Source organism: Acinetobacter pittii ATCC 19004 = CIP 70.29, assembly GCF_000369045.1.
Taxonomy (GTDB): domain Bacteria; phylum Pseudomonadota; class Gammaproteobacteria; order Pseudomonadales; family Moraxellaceae; genus Acinetobacter; species Acinetobacter pittii.
In genome coordinates this window covers 214,861-236,596 of the sequence record NZ_KB849789.1, presented here as the reverse complement: position 1 = coordinate 236,596, position 21,736 = coordinate 214,861, and the positions used below count along the sequence as shown (strand labels likewise).

General features: G+C 39.5%; 20 protein-coding genes. 9 read left to right on the top strand and 11 right to left on the bottom strand.

From position 1 onward, the window contains the following. Positions 1 to 111 precede the first annotated feature (111 nt). From dut to yiaD, 3 genes are all read right to left on the bottom strand, one after another. Positions 112 to 564, bottom strand: coding sequence for a dUTP diphosphatase (gene dut / locus F928_RS11585; RefSeq protein ID WP_002121799.1), 453 nt, complete (start codon positions 562 to 564; stop codon positions 112 to 114). Positions 565 to 588: 24 nt separating this feature from the next. Continuing rightward, positions 589 to 2,628, bottom strand: coding sequence for a UvrD-helicase domain-containing protein (gene rep / locus F928_RS11580; protein ID WP_002121773.1), 2,040 nt, complete (start codon positions 2,626 to 2,628; stop codon positions 589 to 591). 193 nt (positions 2,629 to 2,821) lie between these two features. Continuing rightward, a complete protein-coding gene (gene yiaD / locus F928_RS11575; RefSeq protein WP_005070886.1) occupies positions 2,822 to 3,475 on the bottom strand; it encodes a YiaD family glycine zipper/OmpA-like lipoprotein in 654 nt (217 codons plus the stop codon). A gap of 246 nt (positions 3,476 to 3,721) precedes the next feature. Between yiaD and yihG the strand changes: the two genes are divergently transcribed. The 6 genes from yihG (at position 3,722) to F928_RS11545 (ending at position 8,085) form a co-directional block, all read left to right on the top strand. Beyond that, positions 3,722 to 4,648: an acyltransferase gene (gene yihG, locus F928_RS11570; RefSeq protein ID WP_002121700.1), complete on the top strand. Its 927-nt coding sequence runs from the start codon at positions 3,722 to 3,724 to the stop codon at positions 4,646 to 4,648. Positions 4,649 to 4,664: 16 nt separating this feature from the next. Next, positions 4,665 to 5,711 (top strand): hypothetical protein, encoded by a 1,047-nt coding sequence (locus F928_RS11565; RefSeq protein ID WP_002121797.1) that lies wholly within the window; start codon positions 4,665 to 4,667, stop codon positions 5,709 to 5,711. 120 nt (positions 5,712 to 5,831) lie between these two features. Then, a complete protein-coding gene (minC, locus tag F928_RS11560; protein WP_005075304.1) occupies positions 5,832 to 6,560 on the top strand; it encodes a septum site-determining protein MinC in 729 nt (242 codons plus the stop codon). 66 nt (positions 6,561 to 6,626) lie between these two features. Further along, positions 6,627 to 7,439: a septum site-determining protein MinD gene (gene minD / locus F928_RS11555; RefSeq protein WP_002121719.1), complete on the top strand. Its 813-nt coding sequence runs from the start codon at positions 6,627 to 6,629 to the stop codon at positions 7,437 to 7,439. Positions 7,440 to 7,441: 2 nt separating this feature from the next. After that, on the top strand, positions 7,442 to 7,714 hold the full coding sequence (gene minE / locus F928_RS11550; protein WP_000896934.1) for a cell division topological specificity factor MinE: 273 nt from the start codon (positions 7,442 to 7,444) through the stop codon (positions 7,712 to 7,714). 83 nt (positions 7,715 to 7,797) lie between these two features. Beyond that, a complete protein-coding gene (locus F928_RS11545; RefSeq protein WP_002121755.1) occupies positions 7,798 to 8,085 on the top strand; it encodes a PA4642 family protein in 288 nt (95 codons plus the stop codon). A 41-nt stretch (positions 8,086 to 8,126) separates the two neighbouring features. Here the strand turns inward: F928_RS11545 and rhtC are convergent, their stop codons facing one another. Together rhtC and ftsK are read right to left on the bottom strand one after the other, a co-directional pair. Further along, positions 8,127 to 8,747, bottom strand: a complete 621-nt coding sequence (rhtC, locus tag F928_RS11540; RefSeq protein WP_005075303.1) for a threonine export protein RhtC — start codon at positions 8,745 to 8,747, stop codon at positions 8,127 to 8,129. 150 nt (positions 8,748 to 8,897) lie between these two features. Then, on the bottom strand, positions 8,898 to 11,951 hold the full coding sequence (gene ftsK / locus F928_RS11535) for a DNA translocase FtsK (protein ID WP_005075302.1): 3,054 nt from the start codon (positions 11,949 to 11,951) through the stop codon (positions 8,898 to 8,900). A 269-nt stretch (positions 11,952 to 12,220) separates the two neighbouring features. On the opposite strand from ftsK, the gene trxB reads away from it, so the two are divergent. The 3 genes from trxB (at position 12,221) to F928_RS11520 (ending at position 14,857) form a co-directional block, all read left to right on the top strand. Continuing rightward, positions 12,221 to 13,168 carry a thioredoxin-disulfide reductase gene (gene trxB / locus F928_RS11530; protein WP_002121722.1) on the top strand — a complete coding sequence of 316 codons (948 nt, stop codon included), beginning with the start codon at positions 12,221 to 12,223 and terminating at the stop codon, positions 13,166 to 13,168. Positions 13,169 to 13,291: 123 nt separating this feature from the next. Next, positions 13,292 to 14,023, top strand: coding sequence for a leucyl/phenylalanyl-tRNA--protein transferase (gene aat / locus F928_RS11525; protein WP_005075298.1), 732 nt, complete (start codon positions 13,292 to 13,294; stop codon positions 14,021 to 14,023). An 18-nt stretch (positions 14,024 to 14,041) separates the two neighbouring features. Next, positions 14,042 to 14,857 (top strand): arginyltransferase, encoded by an 816-nt coding sequence (locus F928_RS11520; protein WP_004703325.1) that lies wholly within the window; start codon positions 14,042 to 14,044, stop codon positions 14,855 to 14,857. On the opposite strand, the gene rimI is transcribed toward F928_RS11520, so the two are convergent. From rimI to rpsG, 6 genes are all read right to left on the bottom strand, one after another. Beyond that, complete coding sequence (gene rimI, locus F928_RS11515; protein WP_005075296.1) at positions 14,843 to 15,304, bottom strand: ribosomal protein S18-alanine N-acetyltransferase; 462 nt, start codon at positions 15,302 to 15,304, stop codon at positions 14,843 to 14,845. The two genes, F928_RS11520 and rimI, sit on opposite strands and share 15 nt — an antisense overlap. A gap of 107 nt (positions 15,305 to 15,411) precedes the next feature. Then, positions 15,412 to 16,287, bottom strand: coding sequence for a metal-dependent hydrolase (locus F928_RS11510; protein ID WP_005075295.1), 876 nt, complete (start codon positions 16,285 to 16,287; stop codon positions 15,412 to 15,414). 235 nt (positions 16,288 to 16,522) lie between these two features. Continuing rightward, complete coding sequence (locus tag F928_RS11505; RefSeq protein WP_002121792.1) at positions 16,523 to 17,404, bottom strand: metal-dependent hydrolase; 882 nt, start codon at positions 17,402 to 17,404, stop codon at positions 16,523 to 16,525. Between the two features lie 204 nt (positions 17,405 to 17,608). After that, positions 17,609 to 18,799: an elongation factor Tu gene (tuf, locus tag F928_RS11500; RefSeq protein ID WP_005065785.1), complete on the bottom strand. Its 1,191-nt coding sequence runs from the start codon at positions 18,797 to 18,799 to the stop codon at positions 17,609 to 17,611. A gap of 95 nt (positions 18,800 to 18,894) precedes the next feature. Continuing rightward, positions 18,895 to 21,033: an elongation factor G gene (gene fusA, locus F928_RS11495; protein ID WP_002120436.1), complete on the bottom strand. Its 2,139-nt coding sequence runs from the start codon at positions 21,031 to 21,033 to the stop codon at positions 18,895 to 18,897. Between the two features lie 177 nt (positions 21,034 to 21,210). Next, on the bottom strand, positions 21,211 to 21,681 hold the full coding sequence (gene rpsG / locus F928_RS11490) for a 30S ribosomal protein S7 (protein ID WP_001138055.1): 471 nt from the start codon (positions 21,679 to 21,681) through the stop codon (positions 21,211 to 21,213). Between the last annotated feature and the right edge of the window lie 55 nt (positions 21,682 to 21,736).

Genomic DNA, 21,736 nt, shown 5'->3' with positions numbered 1-21,736 from the left:
GTTAAAAGAATATGAGTAAAGCGTGTTGTAATATAATCCTTTGTAACATTCAAGATGTAAAAAGAAACGCCTGTTCAACAGGCGTTTGATTTTCGTTAATATTTAAAAAACTTATTGTTTACCTGTATGGCCAAAGCCACCAGCGCCACGTAAAGTTTCTTCAAACTCTTCTACTTGCTCAAATTCGGCTTGTACGACTGGTACTAAAACATATTGTGCCAAACGCTCACCTGGTTCTAAACGGAATGTGGTTTGACCACGGTTCCAAACTGAAACCATCAATTCACCTTGATAATCCGAATCAATCAAACCAACCAAGTTGCCAAGCACGATACCGTGTTTATGACCTAACCCTGAACGCGGTAAAATTAAACCAGCAAAATTTACATCATGAATATAAATTGCCATACCTGTTTTAACTAAAACAGTTTGTCCTGGTTCAATATCAATTGCTTCATCTAAACAGGCACGTAAATCTAAACCCGCTGAACCTGCTGTTGCATATGAAGGTAAAGGCCATTCTTTACCTAAACGTGGATCGAGCAATTTCACTTGAACTTTCATGGGATTTCCTAAAAAATAAAAAAATTAACGCTTTAATAAAGCTTTTAAATTTGCCAGATATTGTTGAGCCTGTTCTTTAGGATCAACATTAGCCGCAATTTTCTTTTTACGCCCTAACCACTCAAGTTCATCTTGCGGAAGCTCATCAAGGAAACGGCTAGGCGTCATTTGTTTCATCTGTCCACCATTTTTACGCTGTTCCGCTAGAGTTAACGTTAAACCTTGGCGTGCACGTGTAATTCCCACGTACATGAGACGGCGCTCTTCCTCAATGGTTTCTGCTGCAATCGAGTTCTTGTGAGGCAATAGTTCTTCTTCAAGTCCCATAATGTACACATATGGGAATTCCAGACCTTTTGCTGCATGCAAAGTAAGAAGGTTCACTTTGTCTGTATCTTCTTCTTCCTGCTGCTGTTCTAACAGATCGAGCAAAACTAGTTTTCGGATAACACTTTCAATATTCTTTTCATCAACATCTTCTGCACGATTAATCAGATTTTGAATACTGGTAAATAAATTCTCGATGTTATCGAGTTTACTTTTCTCTTGTGCAGGTGTAGCTGACTGTTCGCGAACATAATCCATATAACCCGCTTCATTCATCATTTGACGAACTTTAGGCACAGGCTCATCATCTTCCAACAATTCACGAGTAAATGTCGCAATAAAGTCAGCAAACTCATGAAGCTGTGTTTCTGCCTTTTTAGGAAGCACCATACTTAAACGCTGGTCAGCAGAAGCACCGAGTAAAGACAAATTATTTTCTTGTGAAAATAAACCTAGCTTCTCTAGAGTAACAGGGCCAATCGCACGTTTAGGCGTATTAATAATTCGTAAGAAAGCACTGTCATCTTCTGGATTAATAATAAGACGTAAGTAACTCATCACGTCTTTAATTTCTGCACGGGCGAAGAACGATGTACCGCCAGAGAGTTTATACGGAATTTGCATTTGACGAAGCTGGGTTTCTAACACACGTGCCTGAAAGTTTCCGCGATACAACACAGCATAATCTTTCCAGTTCTTACCGTTCATCAGCTTGTGAGTTAGTAGGTCTTTGACCACGCGCTCTGCTTCATCGTCATCATTACGACATGTAATGATTCGGATGACTTCCCCATGTCCTTTATCACTCCACAATTTCTTGTCAAAAATATGTGGGTTGTTTTGAATCACACAGTTAGCTGCTTTTAAAATACGGCTGGTCGAACGGTAATTTTGTTCAAGCTTAATAATATGTAGATTTGGGAAATCTTGTTTAAGCAATGCCATATTTTCAGGCTTAGCACCACGCCATGCGTAAATCGACTGGTCATCATCACCTACCGCGGTGAACTGCCCCATTACCCCAACTAAAAGTTTGACCAAAATATACTGCGCGGTGTTGGTATCTTGATATTCATCGACTAATAAATAACGGACACGGTTTTGCCACTTGTCACGTACTTCTGCATTTTCTTGCAATAAGCGTGTTGGTATAACAATCAAGTCATCAAAATCGACAGCATTGTAGGCACGTAAATTACGTTCATAAAGTTGATAAAGATGAGCAAACTGGACATCTTCTGGTGTTTCACAAGTCGAATGCGCTTGTTCAGGCAAAATCAGATCGTTTTTCCAATCTGAAATTTTCTTCATTGCCTTGGCAATTAATTCTTTACTCTCTGCACCCGATAAATTATCGCGATGCATGAGATCCATCAAAATACGTTTACAGTCGTCTGCATCCAAAATCGAAAAATTAGCTTTTAAAGGTAAATTTTTAAGTTCTAAACGTAAAAGATTTAAACCAAAAGTATGGAAGGTAGAAACAGATAAACCTTTTGCTTCTTCACGTGACAAAAGCTTAGTCACACGTTCTTTCATTTCACGTGCAGCTTTGTTTGTGAAGGTCATCGCGGTTATACGATGCGCAGGAATACGGCAATGTTGCACCAAATAGGCAATTTTACGCGTAATTACCGATGTTTTACCTGAACCAGCGCCAGCAAGCACCAATAAAGGGCCCTGAGTATATTTCATGGCTTCTTCTTGCTTGTTGTTCAATTGACTGGCAGATGACATCGTGTATTACCTCTTAATTTTTCGAGCATGATTATAGTCATCTCTTTTTTAGAATCCCAATAGTAAATCTACGGATATGTATAAATGATGTCTAATAATGCAATTTATGCGCCGCAGAATGTCGTGATTATTTCTTGTACTGCACCCATAAAAAAACCACCCGAAGGTGGTTTTTGAAACAATAAACTAGATCTTATTGTTTAGCATAAATGCTGATTTCTACACGGCGGTTTTGTTCACGGCCAGATGCAGTTGAGTTATCTGCGATCGGGTTAGATGAACCATAACCTTGCGCGTCGATACGGCTAGCAGATACGCCTTGGCTAGCTAAATAACTACGTACTGATTGAGCGCGTGCTTGTGATAATGGAATATTGATAGAGTCATTACCAGTGTTATCAGTATAACCAGTTACAAGAATTGCACTCTTGTTATCTTCAGCCAAAGTTTGAGCCACTTTGTTCAAAGTTGCGTAGAAGTTTGGCTTGATATTTGATTTGTTTGTATCAAAAGTAATGCTACCAGGCATGATCAATTGAACAGAACCATCTGGGTTACGGCCAACGTCTACACCAGTACCCGCCATTTGTTGACGTAATTTTTTCTCTTTCTGGTCAAGATATACACCACCAGCAGCACCAAGAACTGCACCAATTGCCGCAGCACGGTTGTTTTGACGGCTAGAGTTTGCATTTGATTTAGAAATACCATAACCAGCTGCTGCACCAATTAAAGTACCTAATGCGGCTTTATCGTATTCAACGCCACCAAGATTATTACCAGTTGTTTGACAACCAGAAAGAACTACTGCTGCCCCTACCACTGTTGAAATAACTAATGCACGCATTGCATGCCTCCTCACTTTGTGTGTTTTGTTGTCTGAATGAATAATGAAACAAAAAGGAAGTATAAAACATTGATATTTTGTTAATAATAAACAGTTTAGTTATGTTTTTGTAATATTTTGATGCACTTTAAGATGCTAGCTCATCACAATTTCTTCATTGTTGTCTAAGATAACGTTGTATTTCATATTATGACAGTTATAGTTGAACAACTTTTCTATGGATTTGAGACATTCGGGGTCATTTATATGCCAACTGCACCCAATAAACAATCTGCGCTAAAAAAAATTACACGTGGACTCACTGTAGGTACAGTCATTACAGGAAGTACTTTTTTTCATGGTCCTCCTGTTCTTGCATTAGGTCTGACCAAGCTTTTAAAAAAATCATCAAAAATAGATGAAACTAATATTCAAATTACAAATAGCTGGTTAGGGGTAAATAACTGGTTAATTGACCATGTTCTACCCAATCTAAAATGGGACATTACCATTGATGAAGGGCTTGATCTGAATATGCAAGGTCGTTATCTCATGACCTGTAATCATCAAAGTTGGGTTGACACGACTGTAAATCAATATTTTGGTTTAACCCGTATGCCCCTTACCCGTTTCTTTACTAAATGGGAACTCATCTTTATTCCTTTTGTTGGGCAAGCATTTAAAATTTTAGGCTTCCCAATGATGAAGCGTCACACTAAAGAACAGATCGCTAAGAATCCTGAACTTAAAGACCGTGACATGATGGAAGCACGTAAAGCTTGTGAGCAGCTTTTAAGTCAGCCCTTCACACTATTAAATTATTTGGAAGGGACTCGTTTTACTCAAGAAAAACATGACCAGCAAAAATCCCCTTATAAGCATTTACTAAAACCCAAAGCAGGTGGCTTGGCGCTTGCATTAAACATCTTGGGTGACAAAATCGATGCCCTAGTTGATATGACCATCGTCTATCCTGATGGCGTACCGGGATATAGCAATTTCTGGCTTGGGGATGTTTCTAAAATTGCGGTTAACTTACGTAAAATTGAAATTCCGGAATGGGTACTTGGCGGCAACTATGAAGATGACGCGGCTTATCGTGAACGTTTTCAGCAATGGGTTCATGACATTTGGACCGAAAAAGATCAACTTATTGAACAAATGAAATCTCAATATACCACTGCAAATATTTAAGAAAGCGCCCGTTATTATGCAAAACAGTTCTGGGAAAAAAACGAAATATCATCATGTAGACCCAAACAGCCTTTCATTTAAGCTGTTTTTGATCTACGACATCTTTATGGTGTTTATTATCATTTTTAACTTGTTCTGTCTTGCAACTAATTTCTTTTTAATGAGCAGTATTGGGGCATGGTTCTTTGAACATATTCACTTGCCCCAAGTACTCAGCTTTTATCGTACTTCACTACATCCATGGGTGATTACATCAGAAGCTTGGTTTATTGGTTTTTTAATTATTGAGTTGCTTGTGCGCTGGGCTATTGCCATTATCAATAAGCACCATAAGCGTTGGTTCTTTTTCCCGTTTATTCACTGGTATGAAATTTTAGCTATTATTCCTCAGCTCCGTTTTTTACGTTTATTCCGCGCTGGGATTATTGCTTACCGTTTACATGAGTTGGGCTATCCAGTTGTTCCGGAAAGCTGGCGGAAAACTGGGCTATTTTATTATCGCGTCGTAATGGAAGAGTTATCTGACCGCGTTGTAATTACCGTGATTGATGGCATTAGATATGAACTTGAAACCAGTTCTAGTCATAAACAGATTATTCATGATTTGGTTAATCATCATCGTGAGCAATTTACTGTCGCTCTAACCGCATTATTACAAGAATCTTTAGCCACCGCTTTAAAAGAACAAAAGCCTGCCATTACAAAAGGTGTGGGCAAAATTGTAGATCAAGCCATTATTGATACGCCTGAGCTAACTCAATTATTACGCTTAATTCCTTTAGTCGGGGGCCGCATTGAACAGCAAATTCAAAGCATTGGTCAAAGATTAGGTGAAAATATTAGTGCAGGTTTAATTGAACCTTTAATTGAGGGCTCACCAAATAGTCCGAACCCTACTTATCAATTAATTTCTCAAAGAGTAAGTGAAATCAATATTAATAATCGTCAGCTTGAGCAATTGATTGAATCTGTCGTGTTCGAGACACTGGAGTCTGTACGTAAACAAGTCAAGGTCAAACAATGGCAACAAACCCTTGCGGAGTATGATCGAATCAAAGAATAAGCATTTATTTAATTTTTTATGAATCACGCTAGAGAATTGGCACGAATTGTTCTAGCATTTGCCCTATTTACAATAAACTTAACGATATTACAGCTCGTTTAACGCCTTGAAGGAAGACTTATGGCTGATATACGGATTACCGGCAGAATGGTTAACTTTAGCAGGATAACCTTCGATACCAATGATCATGATGTGATCCGCCAGCAATTATCAAATATTTTAAATGAAGGTTCCTATCAAGGAACTTTAGTGATTATTGACAGTACAGTTGAGCAAGAGTTAATTGCATTGATTCAACTTCTGGTGAGCTTAGGTTTACAACCAATGGCGGTAATCGACGGTATTTTAGGAGATGAGGCTCGCGCTATTCAATTCCCTGTTTTACCGGCAGATCAACCATTACAACGCATTAAAGCGACAGCTGAACAAGTGGCTATTGTGGAAAAACCTGCTACAGCTCCTGCCTCGTCTTCAGCAGAAACAAAAAAACCACTAAACAAGATAGCGGTCGCTCATATTACCTCTTATCATGATGAAATTTTGCGTACAGGCCAATCCCTTGTACAAGATAACGGCGATATTATTTTAAAGGCTGGCATGAATAGTGGTTCCGAGGTGATCGCTTCAGGAAATATACATATTTATGGCACAGTTCGTGGTAGAGTCATTGCTGGTGCGGGCGGGCACGCAGCTGCACGCATTTTTTGCCAATCTTTAGAGGCTGAGCTCGTTTCCATTGCCGGAACGTATTGTGTCGCAGATGATATCCCTAAACATGTGGTAAAAAAACCAGTACATATTTATTTAAATGAAAAGCAAGAGCTTGAATTTGAAGCTCTAGAACTTTAATTTATTAAGCAAATCACCAAAAAACAGCCCTTTTAAGGGTGTATGACCATAATAGGAGTGGATTCGGTGGCCAAAATTGTTGTCGTAACATCAGGCAAAGGTGGTGTAGGTAAAACTACAACGAGCGCATCTTTTGCAACAGGTTTAGCCCTTCGTGGTCATAAAACTGTTGTGATTGATTTTGATGTAGGCTTACGTAACCTTGATTTGATTATGGGTTGTGAGCGTCGTGTTGTTTATGATTTTGTTAATGTTATTAATAACGAAGCACGTCTGCAGCAAGCCCTTATTCGCGATAAAGATATCGAAAACCTTTATATTTTACCGGCTTCACAAACACGTGATAAAGATGCGTTGAGCGACGAAGGTGTTGCTCGTGTTATTGATGAGCTATCTCAAGAATTTGATTACATCATTTGTGACTCACCTGCAGGGATCGAGCGTGGCGCGATTTTAGCCATGTATCATGCAGATGAAGCAATCATTGTAACAAACCCTGAAATCTCTTCAGTACGTGACTCTGACCGTATTATTGGTATGTTAGATAGCAAGACCAAGAAAGTTGAACACAACGAAGGGCGTATACGTAAACATTTATGTATTACACGTTTTAACCCGGAACGTGCTGACCGTCAGGAAATGCTGACAATTGATGATATTTCTAAAGATATTTTACGCGTACCGACATTAGGTGTTATTCCAGAATGTCCAAGTGTATTACAAGCATCAAACGAAGGTAAGCCAGTTATTCTGTATTCAGAAACTAAAGCTGGTCAGGGGTATGATGATTTGGTTGCACGCTTCCTTGGCGAAGACCGTCCTTATCGACACATCACAGCTCAACCTAAAGGCTGGTTAGCACGACTATTTGGAGCGTAGATATGGCAGGATTCTGGAGTAAATTATTTAGCAGCGAAGAAAAACCATCAAGTGCTCAAACTGCCAAAGATCGTTTGAAAGTTATTGTTGCTTCTGAACAAGGTTTAGGCCGCCGTTTAAGCCAAGACAAAATTGATCAGATGAAAAAAGAAATCATGCAAGTGGTTAGTCGTTATGTTAGCGGTGTAGGTGAACAGCATATCCAAATGCAAGTTCGCTCTGAAGCCAATATCGAAATGTTAGAAATGAATATCAATTTACCTGAAGAACGATAATTCTATTTCTGACTATTCAATAAATCAGAATCAAGGCAAAATAACGCAAGTTATTTTGCCTTTTTTAAAATGAGGAGATTGTCATGGCATTATCACAGCCAGCAACTTTCAATGAAGAATGGTCCGATGAGCGTGTTTTTGCCTACCTCAACCAACTTCCTCCAAGTGGTGTGAATGCAGATTTTCATGTGCTCTACCATGCATTCAAACATATGCGCCCAACAGACTATGAGCGTCTTTTAACTCAATTTATTGCGGACGGACGCGATATTAATGCCAAAGATCCTGAAGGCCAACGCATCCATGATGTAATTGCTAAGTTTCCGCGTCAATCAGCACCATTTTTAGAAGTTCTAGCAAAGTTTGCTTAAAAATAAAAAGCCTCTTAAAGAGGCTTTTTTCTTATCTAAACTTATCGATTACCAATCAGGAAAATACCAAATACGGTAAAAATACCGCCCGAAATACCATCAATCCATTTTGAAAAATTACGGTAAGCTGCTCTAAAACTCGGTAATGAAAAAATAAAAGTCACAAAGCAGAACCATAAAATTGTCTCGACCGTGACAATAATAAAGAGTAGCCAGTGAACTTGATCAAGTTGAGGATTAGCTAAAAATAAAGAGAAAACACTACCAAAATAAATAACAGCTTTTGGATTTGATAAATTGGTTATCAAACCTTTAATAAAAAATAAGTAAGGTGCTTTTGGGAGCTCAACAGCAACACGGCCCTCTTGCTGATTTTTTGAAAAAGCCGAACGTAGCATCTGATAGCCCAACCAACATAGATATAAGCCACCAGCAATGAGCAATCCTTCCTTTAACCAAGCCATTTTCTCAAATATAAGATTTAATCCCATCAGTGCTAAGCACGCCCAAAACATAACACCCGCCGTTATACCAGCAACGACCAGCATAGCGTCTTTACGAGATCGACTAATGGCGGTTTGAGATACAAGAAAAAAATCAGGCCCAGGAGTGATAAGTGCACAAAAGTGAATAAAGGCTAACGTAATCAGAGCTAATAACATGTCTTTCTCCTGATTTAATTCATTGTTATTCATTTAGGGAAAATACATTAGCATTTTTTTACTAGACGATAAAATCTTTAAGTCATTTATAAATAGGTTCACTTTATTTAAGTTATAAAAAAGCCTCCGAAGAGGCTTAAATTATACGTATTAAACTAGAATATCCCGCTTACCATTAGGGCCCATTGAGCTCACAATGCCGCTCTCTTCCATTTGATCAATGATACGAGCGGCACGGTTATAACCAAGGCTAAATTTGCGCTGTAGCGAAGATGTAGACGCTTTTCGAGTTTCTAATACGAATGACACACATTGATCATAGAGTGCATCTCGGTCAGAACTACCCTCACCCTCTTCAAAGCCACGTGATGCAGGCTCTTCATCAAATGGAGTCAAGATTTCATCAATATAATCAGGCTCGCCACGCTCACGCCAAGCATCACAAATACGGTTTACTTCATCATCACTAATGAAAGCACCATGCACACGTTCCGGCTCAATTTTACCAGGGCCCAAGAACAGCATATCACCATGACCTAACAAGTCTTCTGCACCACCAGCATCCAAAATAGTACGTGAGTCAATTTTACTATTTACACGTAGTGCTACGCGCGTTGGAATATTGGCTTTAATCAAACCGGTAATAACATCAACAGATGGGCGTTGAGTCGCAAGCAATAGGTGAATACCAGCAGCACGAGATTTTTGCGCCAAACGGGTAATCATTTCTTCTGCTTTTTTACCCACTTGCATAATCATGTCGGCGAACTCATCCGCAACAATGACAATAGATGGTAATGGCGTTAAACGAGGTGCACGTTCTTGTGTCGCTGAATCACTTGGCTTCCAAGTCGGATCAATTAAGTCTTCACCATTCGCAATCGCTTCTTCAACTTTACGGTTATAGTCACTTAATTTACGAATTTTTAAGAACGACATAAGTTTATAACGACGTTCCATTTCATTCACACACCAGTTCAAAGCACTTACCGCATCTTTCATGTCAGTAACGACTGGAGTTAATAAATGTGGAATATCATTATAGTTTGCAAGTTCGAGCTGTTTTGGATCGATTAAAATTAAACGTAATTGGTCAGGCGTATATTTAAGTAACATCGATAAAATCATCGAGTTGACCGCAACCGATTTACCAGAACCTGTCGTACCAGCAACCAACATATGTGGTGCTTTCGCTAAATCAGTGAGTACAGGATTACCTGAAATATCTTTACCCATCGCCATACTAATTAATGCACTTGGGTCGCGATATGTTGGTGTTTCCAATAACTCAATCAAACGTACCATTTCACGGGCACTGTTTGGCACTTCAATACCAATGTATGGTTTACCAGGAATAACTTCGACCACACGTACAGATGCCATCGACATTGAACGCGCCAAGTCACGTGAGATATTCGTAACCTTAGAAGCTTTAACACCGGGTGCCAAATCTAACTCAAAGCGAGTTACAACTGGCCCTGGTTGAGCCTCTACCACCTGAGCTTTTACGTTAAATTCTTGCAATTTAATTTCAAGCAATTCAGACAAACGTGAAAGTTGCTCTTCAGTAAAGTTGACTTTCTTATTTGGATCGACCTTATCGAGTAGGTCAAGACCCGGTAAAGTTGGCAAATCCAAACGCTTCTTAGCAACTTGCATTGCACGAGACATTGGGCGACCTGATGCATCTGTTAACGGTGCATCAAAATCGAATTCATCTTCATCAAAATCAACATTTTCCTGCGGTTTTCCAGCAGTCTCCTGCCAAGCTTCAATAAACTCTTCTTTTGAAAGTTTGTCGGCCTGAATAGTCGTTTGGATAGGAGCTTTTACAAATGCTGAAGATTGCGCATAACTACTTGCTCTCACAGGTTCAGTTGGAGCAATGTCTTCATCTATTAATAAATCATCAAAATCTTCAAAGACTTGTTCGTTTGCTAAATTTTTAGGTGATTGATTTAAATTTGAAATATTTGAAGATGTTTCATTCGCAATATTAACAGATTGCGAAGTTGGTTCGGCTTCTACATGGTGATCTTGAACAAACGGTGTATGCACATCTGTTGCAGTTTTACTGTTTGGAACTGCGGCAAGCAACTCATCAAAAATCTCATCATCATTCCAATCAAGACCATGTAAGTCTTGTTTAGATGATGGTTGATTTTGATTTACTTGAGAAATTGTTTGCTGAAATTGCTCATGAGCAGGAACTTGTTCTATCTCTGTCGAATCATCAGCTGCTCTTAAAAGCGCATCAATTTCTTGCTTATGACTCGCATCATCACGCTGTAAAGCACGCCATACTTCGCCAGTCGCAACTAAACGTTGGCTATCTCGTTCAAGTTTATGGGCCTGTTCAAGCGTATGCTCAAAGTTCTGAGTATTTGCAACTGGTGTATCTGCTACAGGTTCAGGTCGGCTCTGCTCTTTCGCTAGCACATCTGCAAATAAGCGCTCAGCAACCGCATCATGTCGCGTTGTCGTAGATTGTGGTTGAGCTGTGTCAGATTGAACTGATGCTTCTTTCTCATCTGAAGCATTCGCATTCGTCTCTGCATTATCAACAACTTTAACTGCGGCTGCTTTATTGGCAGGTTGAGTTGTTAAGTCATAATCCGATTCATTCGGAGATACGTTCTTATAAAATAAATCTTGTAAATAACTTGGTGTAGCTTTGAGCGTAACCCATGTTTTACTCCATTGCACCCCAAATGCAAGAGTAAACAACACGACCCCGAAAACCAGTAAAAATAAGGTTGCACCGTAAATTGTTAACAACTGAGATAGGCTTTGACCTAACTCATAACCAATAATTCCCCCAGCTGCATTATCTAAAGTATCTGCCGGCACATTCCAGTGTAAATAAAGTAAGCTAGATACAACTAAAATTAAGAAGAATTGTGCAGCATAACGAAATGGGCGGTTTAGGAAACTACGTGGCCACCAAACCTGAATTGCTTCAATGAAAAGGAAAATTGGAATAAGCAAACTTGCCCATCCTAAAAAACCAAACAGCAAATCTGCAATCCATGCGCCAGCAATACCACTTGCATTGGATACTTGCTGAGTATCACTGGAAATATGCATCCAGCCCGGGTCAAATGGTGTATATGTTACTGTTGCCAGAAACATATAAATACCAAAAGAAACCAAGAATAATGTCATCAATAAGCGCTGTGCATAAACACTTGACACCGCAGTCATATACTGTCCTGTAACCCATTTAATTATTGGTTTAGAGATGTGAAGAACTATATTTTAGATCTTCAACGAATGAACTTTATATTATGCACCTGTTCTTACAAAAAAGGTGCATGATTCTTTACAGTTGTTGTTAACATAAGGCACTTCTATATTGTTATATAACTTAATTCGATTGACCTGATCAATATTATCCACATTGATTTAACGCTATTGATCGGCAAATTCACGTATAATTTTCAAAATTCTCGAAATAAATAAGGATACCCTCAATGAGTGCTCGTCATTCTCGGTTAATTATTCTCGGTTCTGGCCCTGCGGGCTATAGTGCAGCAGTATATGCAGCGCGTGCAAACCTTAAACCTACTTTAATTGCAGGTTTACAACTAGGTGGGCAACTTACAACAACAACCGAAGTTGACAACTGGCCGGGCGATCCTGAAGGTTTAACAGGTCCTGCATTAATGGATCGTATGCAAGCACATGCTGAACGCTTTGGTACAGAACTCGTCTATGACCATATTAACGAAGTGGATTTAAATGTACGTCCTTTTGTTTTAAAAGGTGACATGGAAGAGTACACATGTGACGCTTTAATTATTGCAACTGGTGCTACAGCTCAATATCTTGGCCTAGAGTCTGAACAAAACTTTATGGGACAAGGCGTAAGCGCATGTGCAACATGTGATGGTTTCTTCTACAAAAACCAAAAAGTAATGGTTGTTGGTGGTGGTAACACTGCTGTTGAAGAAGCACTTTATTTATCAAATATTGCTTCACATGTAACGTTAGTACACCGCCGTGATACTTTACGTTCTGAAAAGATTTTGCAAGATCATTTATTTGCCAAAGAAAAAGAAGGCAAAATCAGCATTATCTGGAACCACGAAGTTGAAGAAGTATTGGGTGACAATACTGGCGTAACCAGTGTTCGCCTTAAATCAACTCAAGATGATTCTAAGCAAGACGTAGAGGTTCATGGTCTGTTCGTAGCAATTGGTCACAAGCCAAACACTGGAATGTTTGAAGGCCAGTTAAACCTACGTGATGGCTACATCCAAGTGCAAAGCGGTACCTCTGGTAATGCAACAGCGACTTCTGTAGCTGGTGTTTTTGCTGCTGGTGATGTCGCTGACAGCATTTATCGCCAAGCGATTACTTCTGCTGGGTCTGGCTGTATGGCGGCTCTAGATGCTGAAAAATATCTAGATAATCTTTAAATCATAGATTTCTAGAGTTTTTAAAACAGCCGTTCTTATAACGGCTGTTTTTTTATAATAATGACTAGCTGACATATATTAATTTTTATAGCATAACCTTAAAGCTCATCTTATTTTGTTTTTATGAATACACTTCCACTTTCCCAATTCATTTTTCCTGATCCCATTGAAGCCGATCCAGATGGGCATGGTTTAATTTGTATCGGAGCGGACCTCTCCCCTTCTACCCTATATGAAGCATACACCCATGGTCTCTTTCCTTGGTTTAATGAAGATGAGCCTATTTGTTGGTGGAGCCCAGAACCTCGTTGCGTGATCTACCCTCAAAACTACAAACCAAGCAAGTCATTACTGAGAAATATGAAAAAACATGACTATGCAATTACGGTTAATCATGCTTTTGAACAAGTTATTCGCTCTTGCTCTTTGCCAAGAAGTTATGCAGACGAAACATGGATTAGTGAAGATATTATTCAAGGCTACTGTGAGATGTTTAATGCTGGTTATGGTTACAGTATTGAAGTATGGCAACAAGAGGATCTTGTAGGAGGTTTATATGGTGTTACGATTGGTAAAGGGTGTTTCGGTGAGTCAATGTTTAGCAATGAAACCGATGTTTCAAAAATGGCTTTTTATACATTAATGCTGATTGGACAAGAAAATCAGCTACCATGGATAGACTGCCAACTCGTCAATAGTCACCTAATTAGTCTGGGAGCCAGTACACTTTCTCGTCAAGACTACTTAAAATCGTTACAAGATGTAATTATTCACCCCTCTATCAATTGGAAAAAGTATCAAGAACGTGTATTTTCAAGTAAAACAATAGCATTAGATGCAAAATTAATGGAATGATAACAGGAGGGACCAATCATGAAATCATATCACCCGAAGTCCCTTTTAAATGATCTGCAGTATTATATTACTCCACCTCATGATTGCAGCTACTTAGAAAATAAATCTGCACGCATGGTATTTTTAGACCCCATCCATCGAATTGATGTGGTCACTCTTTCAGAACTTTCTCGTTTAGGCTTTCGCCGTAGTGGCGACTTTGTTTATCGCCCTGAATGTCACTTATGTCGACAATGTTTGTCTTGTCGTGTTCCAGTTGCCGATTTCCAAATGAACAGCATGCAAAAAAAAGCATGGAAACGAAATCAAGATCTCACCATGACTGTTCTGCCTACGCGACAAGCAGCTCAAATTCATTATGATTTATACGAACGCTATATTAATGAACGCCATGCAGATGGTGATATGTTTCCACCGAGCTTAGATCAGTTTGAAAAGTTTTTAGTACATAGCTGTACAGATAGTTTTTTTCTTGAGCTTTGGAAAGACAATCGTCTCATTAGTGTTTCTACTTGCGATTTAATGGATGATGGGCTATCGGCTGTCTATACGTTTTTTGATCCAGACGAGCATCGCAGATCACTTGGTGTTTACTCTATTCTTAACCAAATTGAATATGTAAAATCGCTCGGTTTAGAGTATCTTTATTTAGGCTATTGGGTACCGCACTCAGCCAAAATGAACTATAAATCGCAATATACCCCTTTAGAACTTCTGCTCGATGGGCAATGGCGCCGTTTAAACAGGTCATTATCACCAGAAGAAATTCAACAGCTAGGTACGTCTCTTATGACTACGTTACCTTCTGAATGGAATAATTTAATCATTAAATAAAGATGCGAAATCATCTGTACAGGTTTTTACCATAATAACCGCATGTTCCCGCCCGCCATCTTGGGTAGGATAATAATTGCGACGCAGGTCAATTTGGTGAAAGCCTGTTTTTTCATATAAACCAATAGCAGCTTTATTACTTTCACGGACTTCTAAAAAGATTTGTACTGGCTGATTTTCTAATTTTTCAATTGATGCACTTAATAACTCATATCCTAAACCCTGCCCTTGCATTTGAGGATCAACGGCCATGAGTAACAAATTAGCTTCATCTAAAACAGGCTGTAAAATACAAAATCCAACCACTCTGTTTTGTGACTCAATCACTGTACATTGATAAGAATTCAAAGATTCAATAAATTGCTGTCTTGACCACGGATGTGTCTGAACTGATTTTTCAATTTGAACGACAATATCCACATCAATGTTTTGCATAGTACGAATCATGAGTTTCAACGCAATGAAGATTCTAAAGTAGTGCGTATTATAAAAACTTCCCAAGAAAAAACGAGCAAAAAAAAGGACAATTGAATTGTCCCTTTTTTCAGTATTTGTTAAAGACCTAATTTTTCACGCCATGTTGCCAACAATGCTGTGGTATCAGAATCATTTGGATGAAATTTTGGTCTTAAAAAATCAAGCAATTCTGGAATTTGACGAGTCATAAAACCTTTACGACCATACATAAACTTAAGCATGTATTTGGTATCTTTCCAAGTTAATTTATCATCAGTTTTAAGTAACTTAGCAGTAAAATAAGACTGAGTTGCGAAGATTAATGCCATTGCAATAATCAAGGCTGTTGAACGCATAAAATAAGCTTTCGGACCTTGTCCATACATACTAGTATACACATCAAATGCCACAGCTTTATGTTCATTTTCTTCAACTGCGTGCCACATCCACAAATGATACATAGTGTCGTCTTGGAACATGGCCTGAATTTCAGGGTTTTGTAAAAGTTCAGCTGCAATGGTCGATGTGAAATGCTCTAGAGCACAGGTTCCAGTTAAATCAATCATTTCTTTGGTATAGCCAAAAGGTTTCATCAATTTGGTTACAACAGCTGTACCCATCTTAATGACTTTTCCTGTTTGCTTTTCCATATGGCGCACATCATAACCATAAGCCTGCGCTGAAGCATTAAATGCTAAATGCTCTTTGGAGTGCATCGCTTCTTGACCAATAAAAGCACTAATTTCTTTTTGAAGATCTGAATCAGCAAGCTTTGGATCATTTCGAACAGCACGCGTACTATTTACAAAGAACTGCTCACCTTCTGGAAAAAGGGCCGATAATGCTGTCATAAAATGTGTTAATGCTGCATCATAATTTGCCCAATAACGTGGGACCTGAGCAAATTCAAAATCCATACGACGCACAGGGAAACTAGCGCCAGCACGATTGGAAATATTTACCTTAGCATTCATCTCAGACTCCTTTTAAGTGAATAGCTAATTCACATATAACTTTATTTATTTTCTTAATATTTATAATCATACGTCTTTCGATGTACCAATTAAGTGCAGATGAGGACAGAGAAATATCAGATGAGGTCATTCATAGACACATAAAGGTGCAATATCTGCGGTATGATCTCTTTAAAATAGTTATAGAAAAATAAAAAGGGCCACTATCGGGCCCTTTATAAATCATGAATTAAATCTATAAACCTAATTTTGCTTTCCATGTTTTCAATAGCCCAACAGTATCTAGGTCATTCGGATGAAAGCCAGGTTTAAAGTAAGCTAACATTTCTTTAGCCATACCACTAATAATACCTTTAGATGGACTATATCCGTATTTATAAATTACTGACAGTTCATCTAAATTCAACTTGTTGTCTTGCTTTAATAAACGAAGCACAAAGGATGACTGGATTAAAAAGATTAAAGTCATAGCAAATACTAAAGAACTGGTTCGTAACGCATAAGCTTTTATGCCTTTACCAAACACACCTTCGTACACGTCATAAGCTACGGCTTTATGCTCATTTTCTTCAATCGCATGCCAATACCACATTGTTGACATTGTCTCATCTGTCATAAGCTCTTGAATGTGCTTATTGACCAATAATTGCGAAGCAATAGTAGCGGTAAAATGCTCAAGAGCCGTTGTAGCAGTCAAATCAACCATTTCTTTCGTCATACCGAAAGGTTTGACAATTTTTACAAAAGTTTTAATTGCTGTTTGAATTGCCGTATCGGTAAATTTCTCTAACGTTTCTACATCATGACCAAACTTTTGAGCAGAAGCATTGAAGTTTACGTGCTCTTGAGTATGCATTGCTTCTTGTCCAATGAAAGCACTAATCTCTTTTTGGAGCGCTTCATCATCTTTAATAGCTGGGTGATAACGTACTGCTCGTACACTATCTATAAAGAATTTCTCACCAGCCGGAAACAATGCTGACAATGCGGTCATAAAATGTGTGAGTCCAGCAGAACCATTCATCCAATATTCTGGTACATCATTAAAGTCAAAATTCATACGACGTACTGGAAAGCTTGCGCCTGCACGATTCGTAATATTCACTTTAGCATTCATACCCAAAGCTCCTTAGTAAGTAACCCTAGTTACTCAAACTTTATTGTTCGTTTTCTTGATTCTTATCATACAAAGTTAATAAAAAGGATTAAGGGGAAATAAGGACATTGAAATATCAGTTAGGGCCAGCCTTTATAGTGATTGTTAGACAATTAAATATAAAAAAAGCGCTCTAAAAAGAGCGCTTTTTTTCACTGAAAGTGATTATGCAGTTACTTTCGCAACAACACCAGCACCTACAGTACGACCACCTTCACGGATCGCAAAACGTAGACCTGGGTCCATTGCGATTGGGTGGATTAATTCTACTGACATTTCAACGTTGTCGCCTGGCATAACCATTTCAACGCCGTCTTGTAATTGGATTGCACCAGTTACGTCAGTTGTACGGAAGTAGAACTGTGGACGGTAACCATTTAAGAATGGAGTGTGACGACCACCTTCTTCTTTAGAAAGTACGTATACTTCTGCGTCGAATTTAGTGTGCGGCTTGATTGTACCTGGTTTAGCAAGTACTTGACCACGTTGTACGTCTTCACGCTTAGTACCACGAAGTAAGATACCACAGTTCTCACCTGCACGGCCTTCGTCAAGAAGTTTACGGAACATTTCTACGCCAGTTACAGTTGTTTTAACTGTATCTTTAATACCAACGATCTCTACTTCTTCACCAACTTTAACGATACCAGCTTCTACACGGCCTGTTACTACAGTACCACGACCAGAAATTGAGAATACGTCTTCGATTGGCATTAAGAATGCTTTGTCGATAGCACGTTCTGGTTCTGGGATGTAAGAGTCAAGCGCTTCAACAAGAGCAAGAACTGAAGACTCACCATATTGACCAGCATCGCCTTCCAACGCTTTAAGCGCAGAACCACGGATAACTGGAGTGTCATCACCAGGGAAGTCATAAGTAGAAAGAAGTTCACGAACTTCCATTTCTACTAATTCAAGTAATTCTTCATCATCAACAAGGTCACACTTGTTTAAGAATACGATGATGTAAGGTACACCAACCTGACGAGAAAGAAGGATGTGTTCACGAGTTTGTGGCATTGGACCGTCAGTCGCAGCACACACAAGGATCGCGCCGTCCATCTGAGCAGCACCAGTAATCATGTTTTTAACGTAATCGGCGTGGCCTGGGCAGTCAACGTGCGCGTAGTGACGAATTGGAGAATCGTATTCTACGTGTGAAGTATTAATTGTAATACCACGTGCTTTTTCTTCAGGTGCTGAGTCGATTTGTGAGTAATCTTTCGCTTCACCGCCGTAAGTTTTTGCACAAATTGTTGCAATCGCAGCAGTTAAAGTTGTTTTACCATGGTCAACGTGACCGATTGTGCCCACGTTTACGTGTGGCTTATTACGTTCAAACTTGGCTTTAGCCATGATGATCTTCCTTTATAAACTACTCATGGAGGGTCACCCCATGAGCACTTGGTTTTTAACTAAGAAATTAGTTTGGGCTTATAGTAATCGAAAGATTACTCGTCGTCACCTTTTTTACCGCCAGCTTGGAATTTAGCGATGATGCCTTCAGCCACGTTACGTGGAGTTTCAGCATATTTAGCAAATTCCATAGAGTAAGTCGCACGACCTTGAGACATAGAACGCATTTGAGTCGCGTAACCAAACATCTCAGCAAGAGGAACTTCTGCACGAATTGCTTTTGTTCCACCAGGAAGATCGTCCATACCTTGAACCATACCACGACGACGGTTTAAGTCACCCATGATATCGCCCATGTAGTCTTCTGGAGTTTCCACTTCAACTTTCATGATAGGTTCAAGAAGGATAGGATCCGCTTTCATGAAACCATCACGGAAGGCATAAGAACCTGCCATTTTGAACGATAATTCGTCAGAGTCGACGTCATGGTAAGAACCGTCGAATAATGTCGCTTTAATACCAACAACAGGGTAACCAGCCAATACACCATTCTTCATACGTTCTTGAATACCTTTGTCAACCGCGCCAAAGAATTCTTTAGGTACTACACCACCAACAACTTCTTCAACGAATTGGTATTCTTTACCAGCTTCTTCAACATCAAGCGGTTCAAGACGTACATATACGTGACCAAACTTACCTTTACCACCAGTTTGACGTACGAACTTACCTTCTTGTTCAACAGACTTTTTGATCGTTTCACGGTAAGCAACCATTGGTTTACCAATGTTAGCTTCAACACCGAATTCACGCTTCATACGGTCAACAATGATGTCAAGGTGAAGTTCACCCATACCAGCAATAATTGTCTGACCAGATTCTTCGTCTGTACGAACACGGAACGATGGATCTTCTTTAGCCAAACGACCTAAAGCGATAGACATTTTTTCTTGGTCTGCTTTAGTTTTTGGTTCAACAGCCAATGAAATTACTGGCTCTGGGAATTCCATACGCTCAAGAGTAATGATGTTTTTCTCATCACATAATGTATCACCAGTTGTAACGTCTTTAAGACCTACACACGCTGCGATATCACCTGCACGGATTTCATCAAGATCTTGACGTTCGTTCGCATGCATTTGCACGATACGACCGATACGTTCACGCTTAGCTTTAACTGGGTTATAAACCGGATCACCTTGTTTAAGAACACCAGAGTAAACACGTACGAATGTTAAGTTACCTACGAATTTGTCGTTCATGATTTTGAACGCAAGTGCAGAGAACGGAGCTTCGTCAGATGCTTCACGAGACGCTTTAGTTTCGTCTTTGTCGTCAAGGATACCTTCGATCGCTTTAACTTCTGTAGGTGATGGTAAGAATTCAATTACAGCATCCAACATACGTTGAACACCTTTGTTCTTGAACGCAGAACCACAAAGCATTACTTGAATTTCAGAAGCTAATGTACGAGCACGTAAACCAGCGATGATGTCTTCTTTAGAAAGATCACCTTCTTCTAGGTACTTGTCCATTAATTCTTCAGAAGCTTCAGCCGCAGCTTCAACCATTTTTGTACGCCATTCGTTAGACGTATCAACTAGGTCAGCTGGGATATCAGCATATTCAAACTTCATACCTTGAGATGCTTCATCCCAGATAATCGCTTTCATTTCGATAAGGTCAACAACACCCTGGAATGTATCTTCAGCACCAATTGGCACAACGATAGGAACAGGATTACCACCTAAACGAGTTTTAACTTGCTCAACAGCACGGAAGAAGTTTGCACCAGTACGGTCCATCTTGTTCACGAATGCTAAACGAGGCACTTTATATTTGTTCGCTTGACGCCATACAGTTTCAGACTGAGGTTGTACACCACCTACAGCACAGTAAACCATGCACGCACCGTCAAGAACACGCATAGAACGTTCAACTTCGATTGTGAAGTCTACGTGTCCCGGGGTGTCAATTACGTTGATACGGTGTTGTTCGAATTGGTTACCCATACCAGACCAGAAACAAGTCGTAGCAGCAGAGGTAATTGTAATACCACGCTCTTGCTCTTGTTCCATCCAGTCCATTGTTGCTGCACCGTCGTGTACTTCACCAATTTTGTGAGATACACCTGTGTAGAACAAAATACGTTCAGTTGTAGTTGTTTTACCTGCGTCAATGTGCGCAGAAATACCGATGTTACGGTAACGAGTAATTGGGGTTTGGCGAGCCATGATGTCTACATTCCTAAATGTTATATTTAAAACAGGACGCACCAATTAAATTGATGCGCGCGAATATCCAAACAGGCAACTTAAATACCTGCAAAGCCCCCACTTTGATAGAGAGCAATGTTGAATCGAGCTGCTGTACGCATGAATATTCTCCTGAATAAGGCCTGTTTTATCCGCTTAGAAACGGTAGTGAGAGAAGGCTTTGTTAGCTTCAGCCATACGGTGCACATCTTCACGTTTTTTGATTGCTGCACCTTTACCTTCAGCTGCATCAAGCAACTCACCAGCAAGACGTAAAGCCATCGTTTTTTCAGAACGCTTAGCAGCAGCATCTACTAACCAACGCATAGCTAAGGCAGTACGACGGGATGGGCGTACTTCCATAGGTACTTGATAAGTAGCACCACCAACACGGCGTGCTTTTACTTCAACCATAGGACGAACTTTTTCAAGAGTAGTCTCGAAAAATTCAACTGGGTCTACTTTGTTTTTTTCTTGAACGCGTTCTAAAGCACCGTAAACGATACTTTCTGCAATAGATTTTTTACCATCTTGCATTACGTGGTTCATGAATTTAGCGATTGTTTGGCTGCTAAATTTTGGATCTGGAAGGATCTCACGAGCAGCGACTACGCGACGTCTTGGCATTTTAATACACCTAATAATATGACACTTCAGGATGATCCAGCAGTTTGTACAAGTG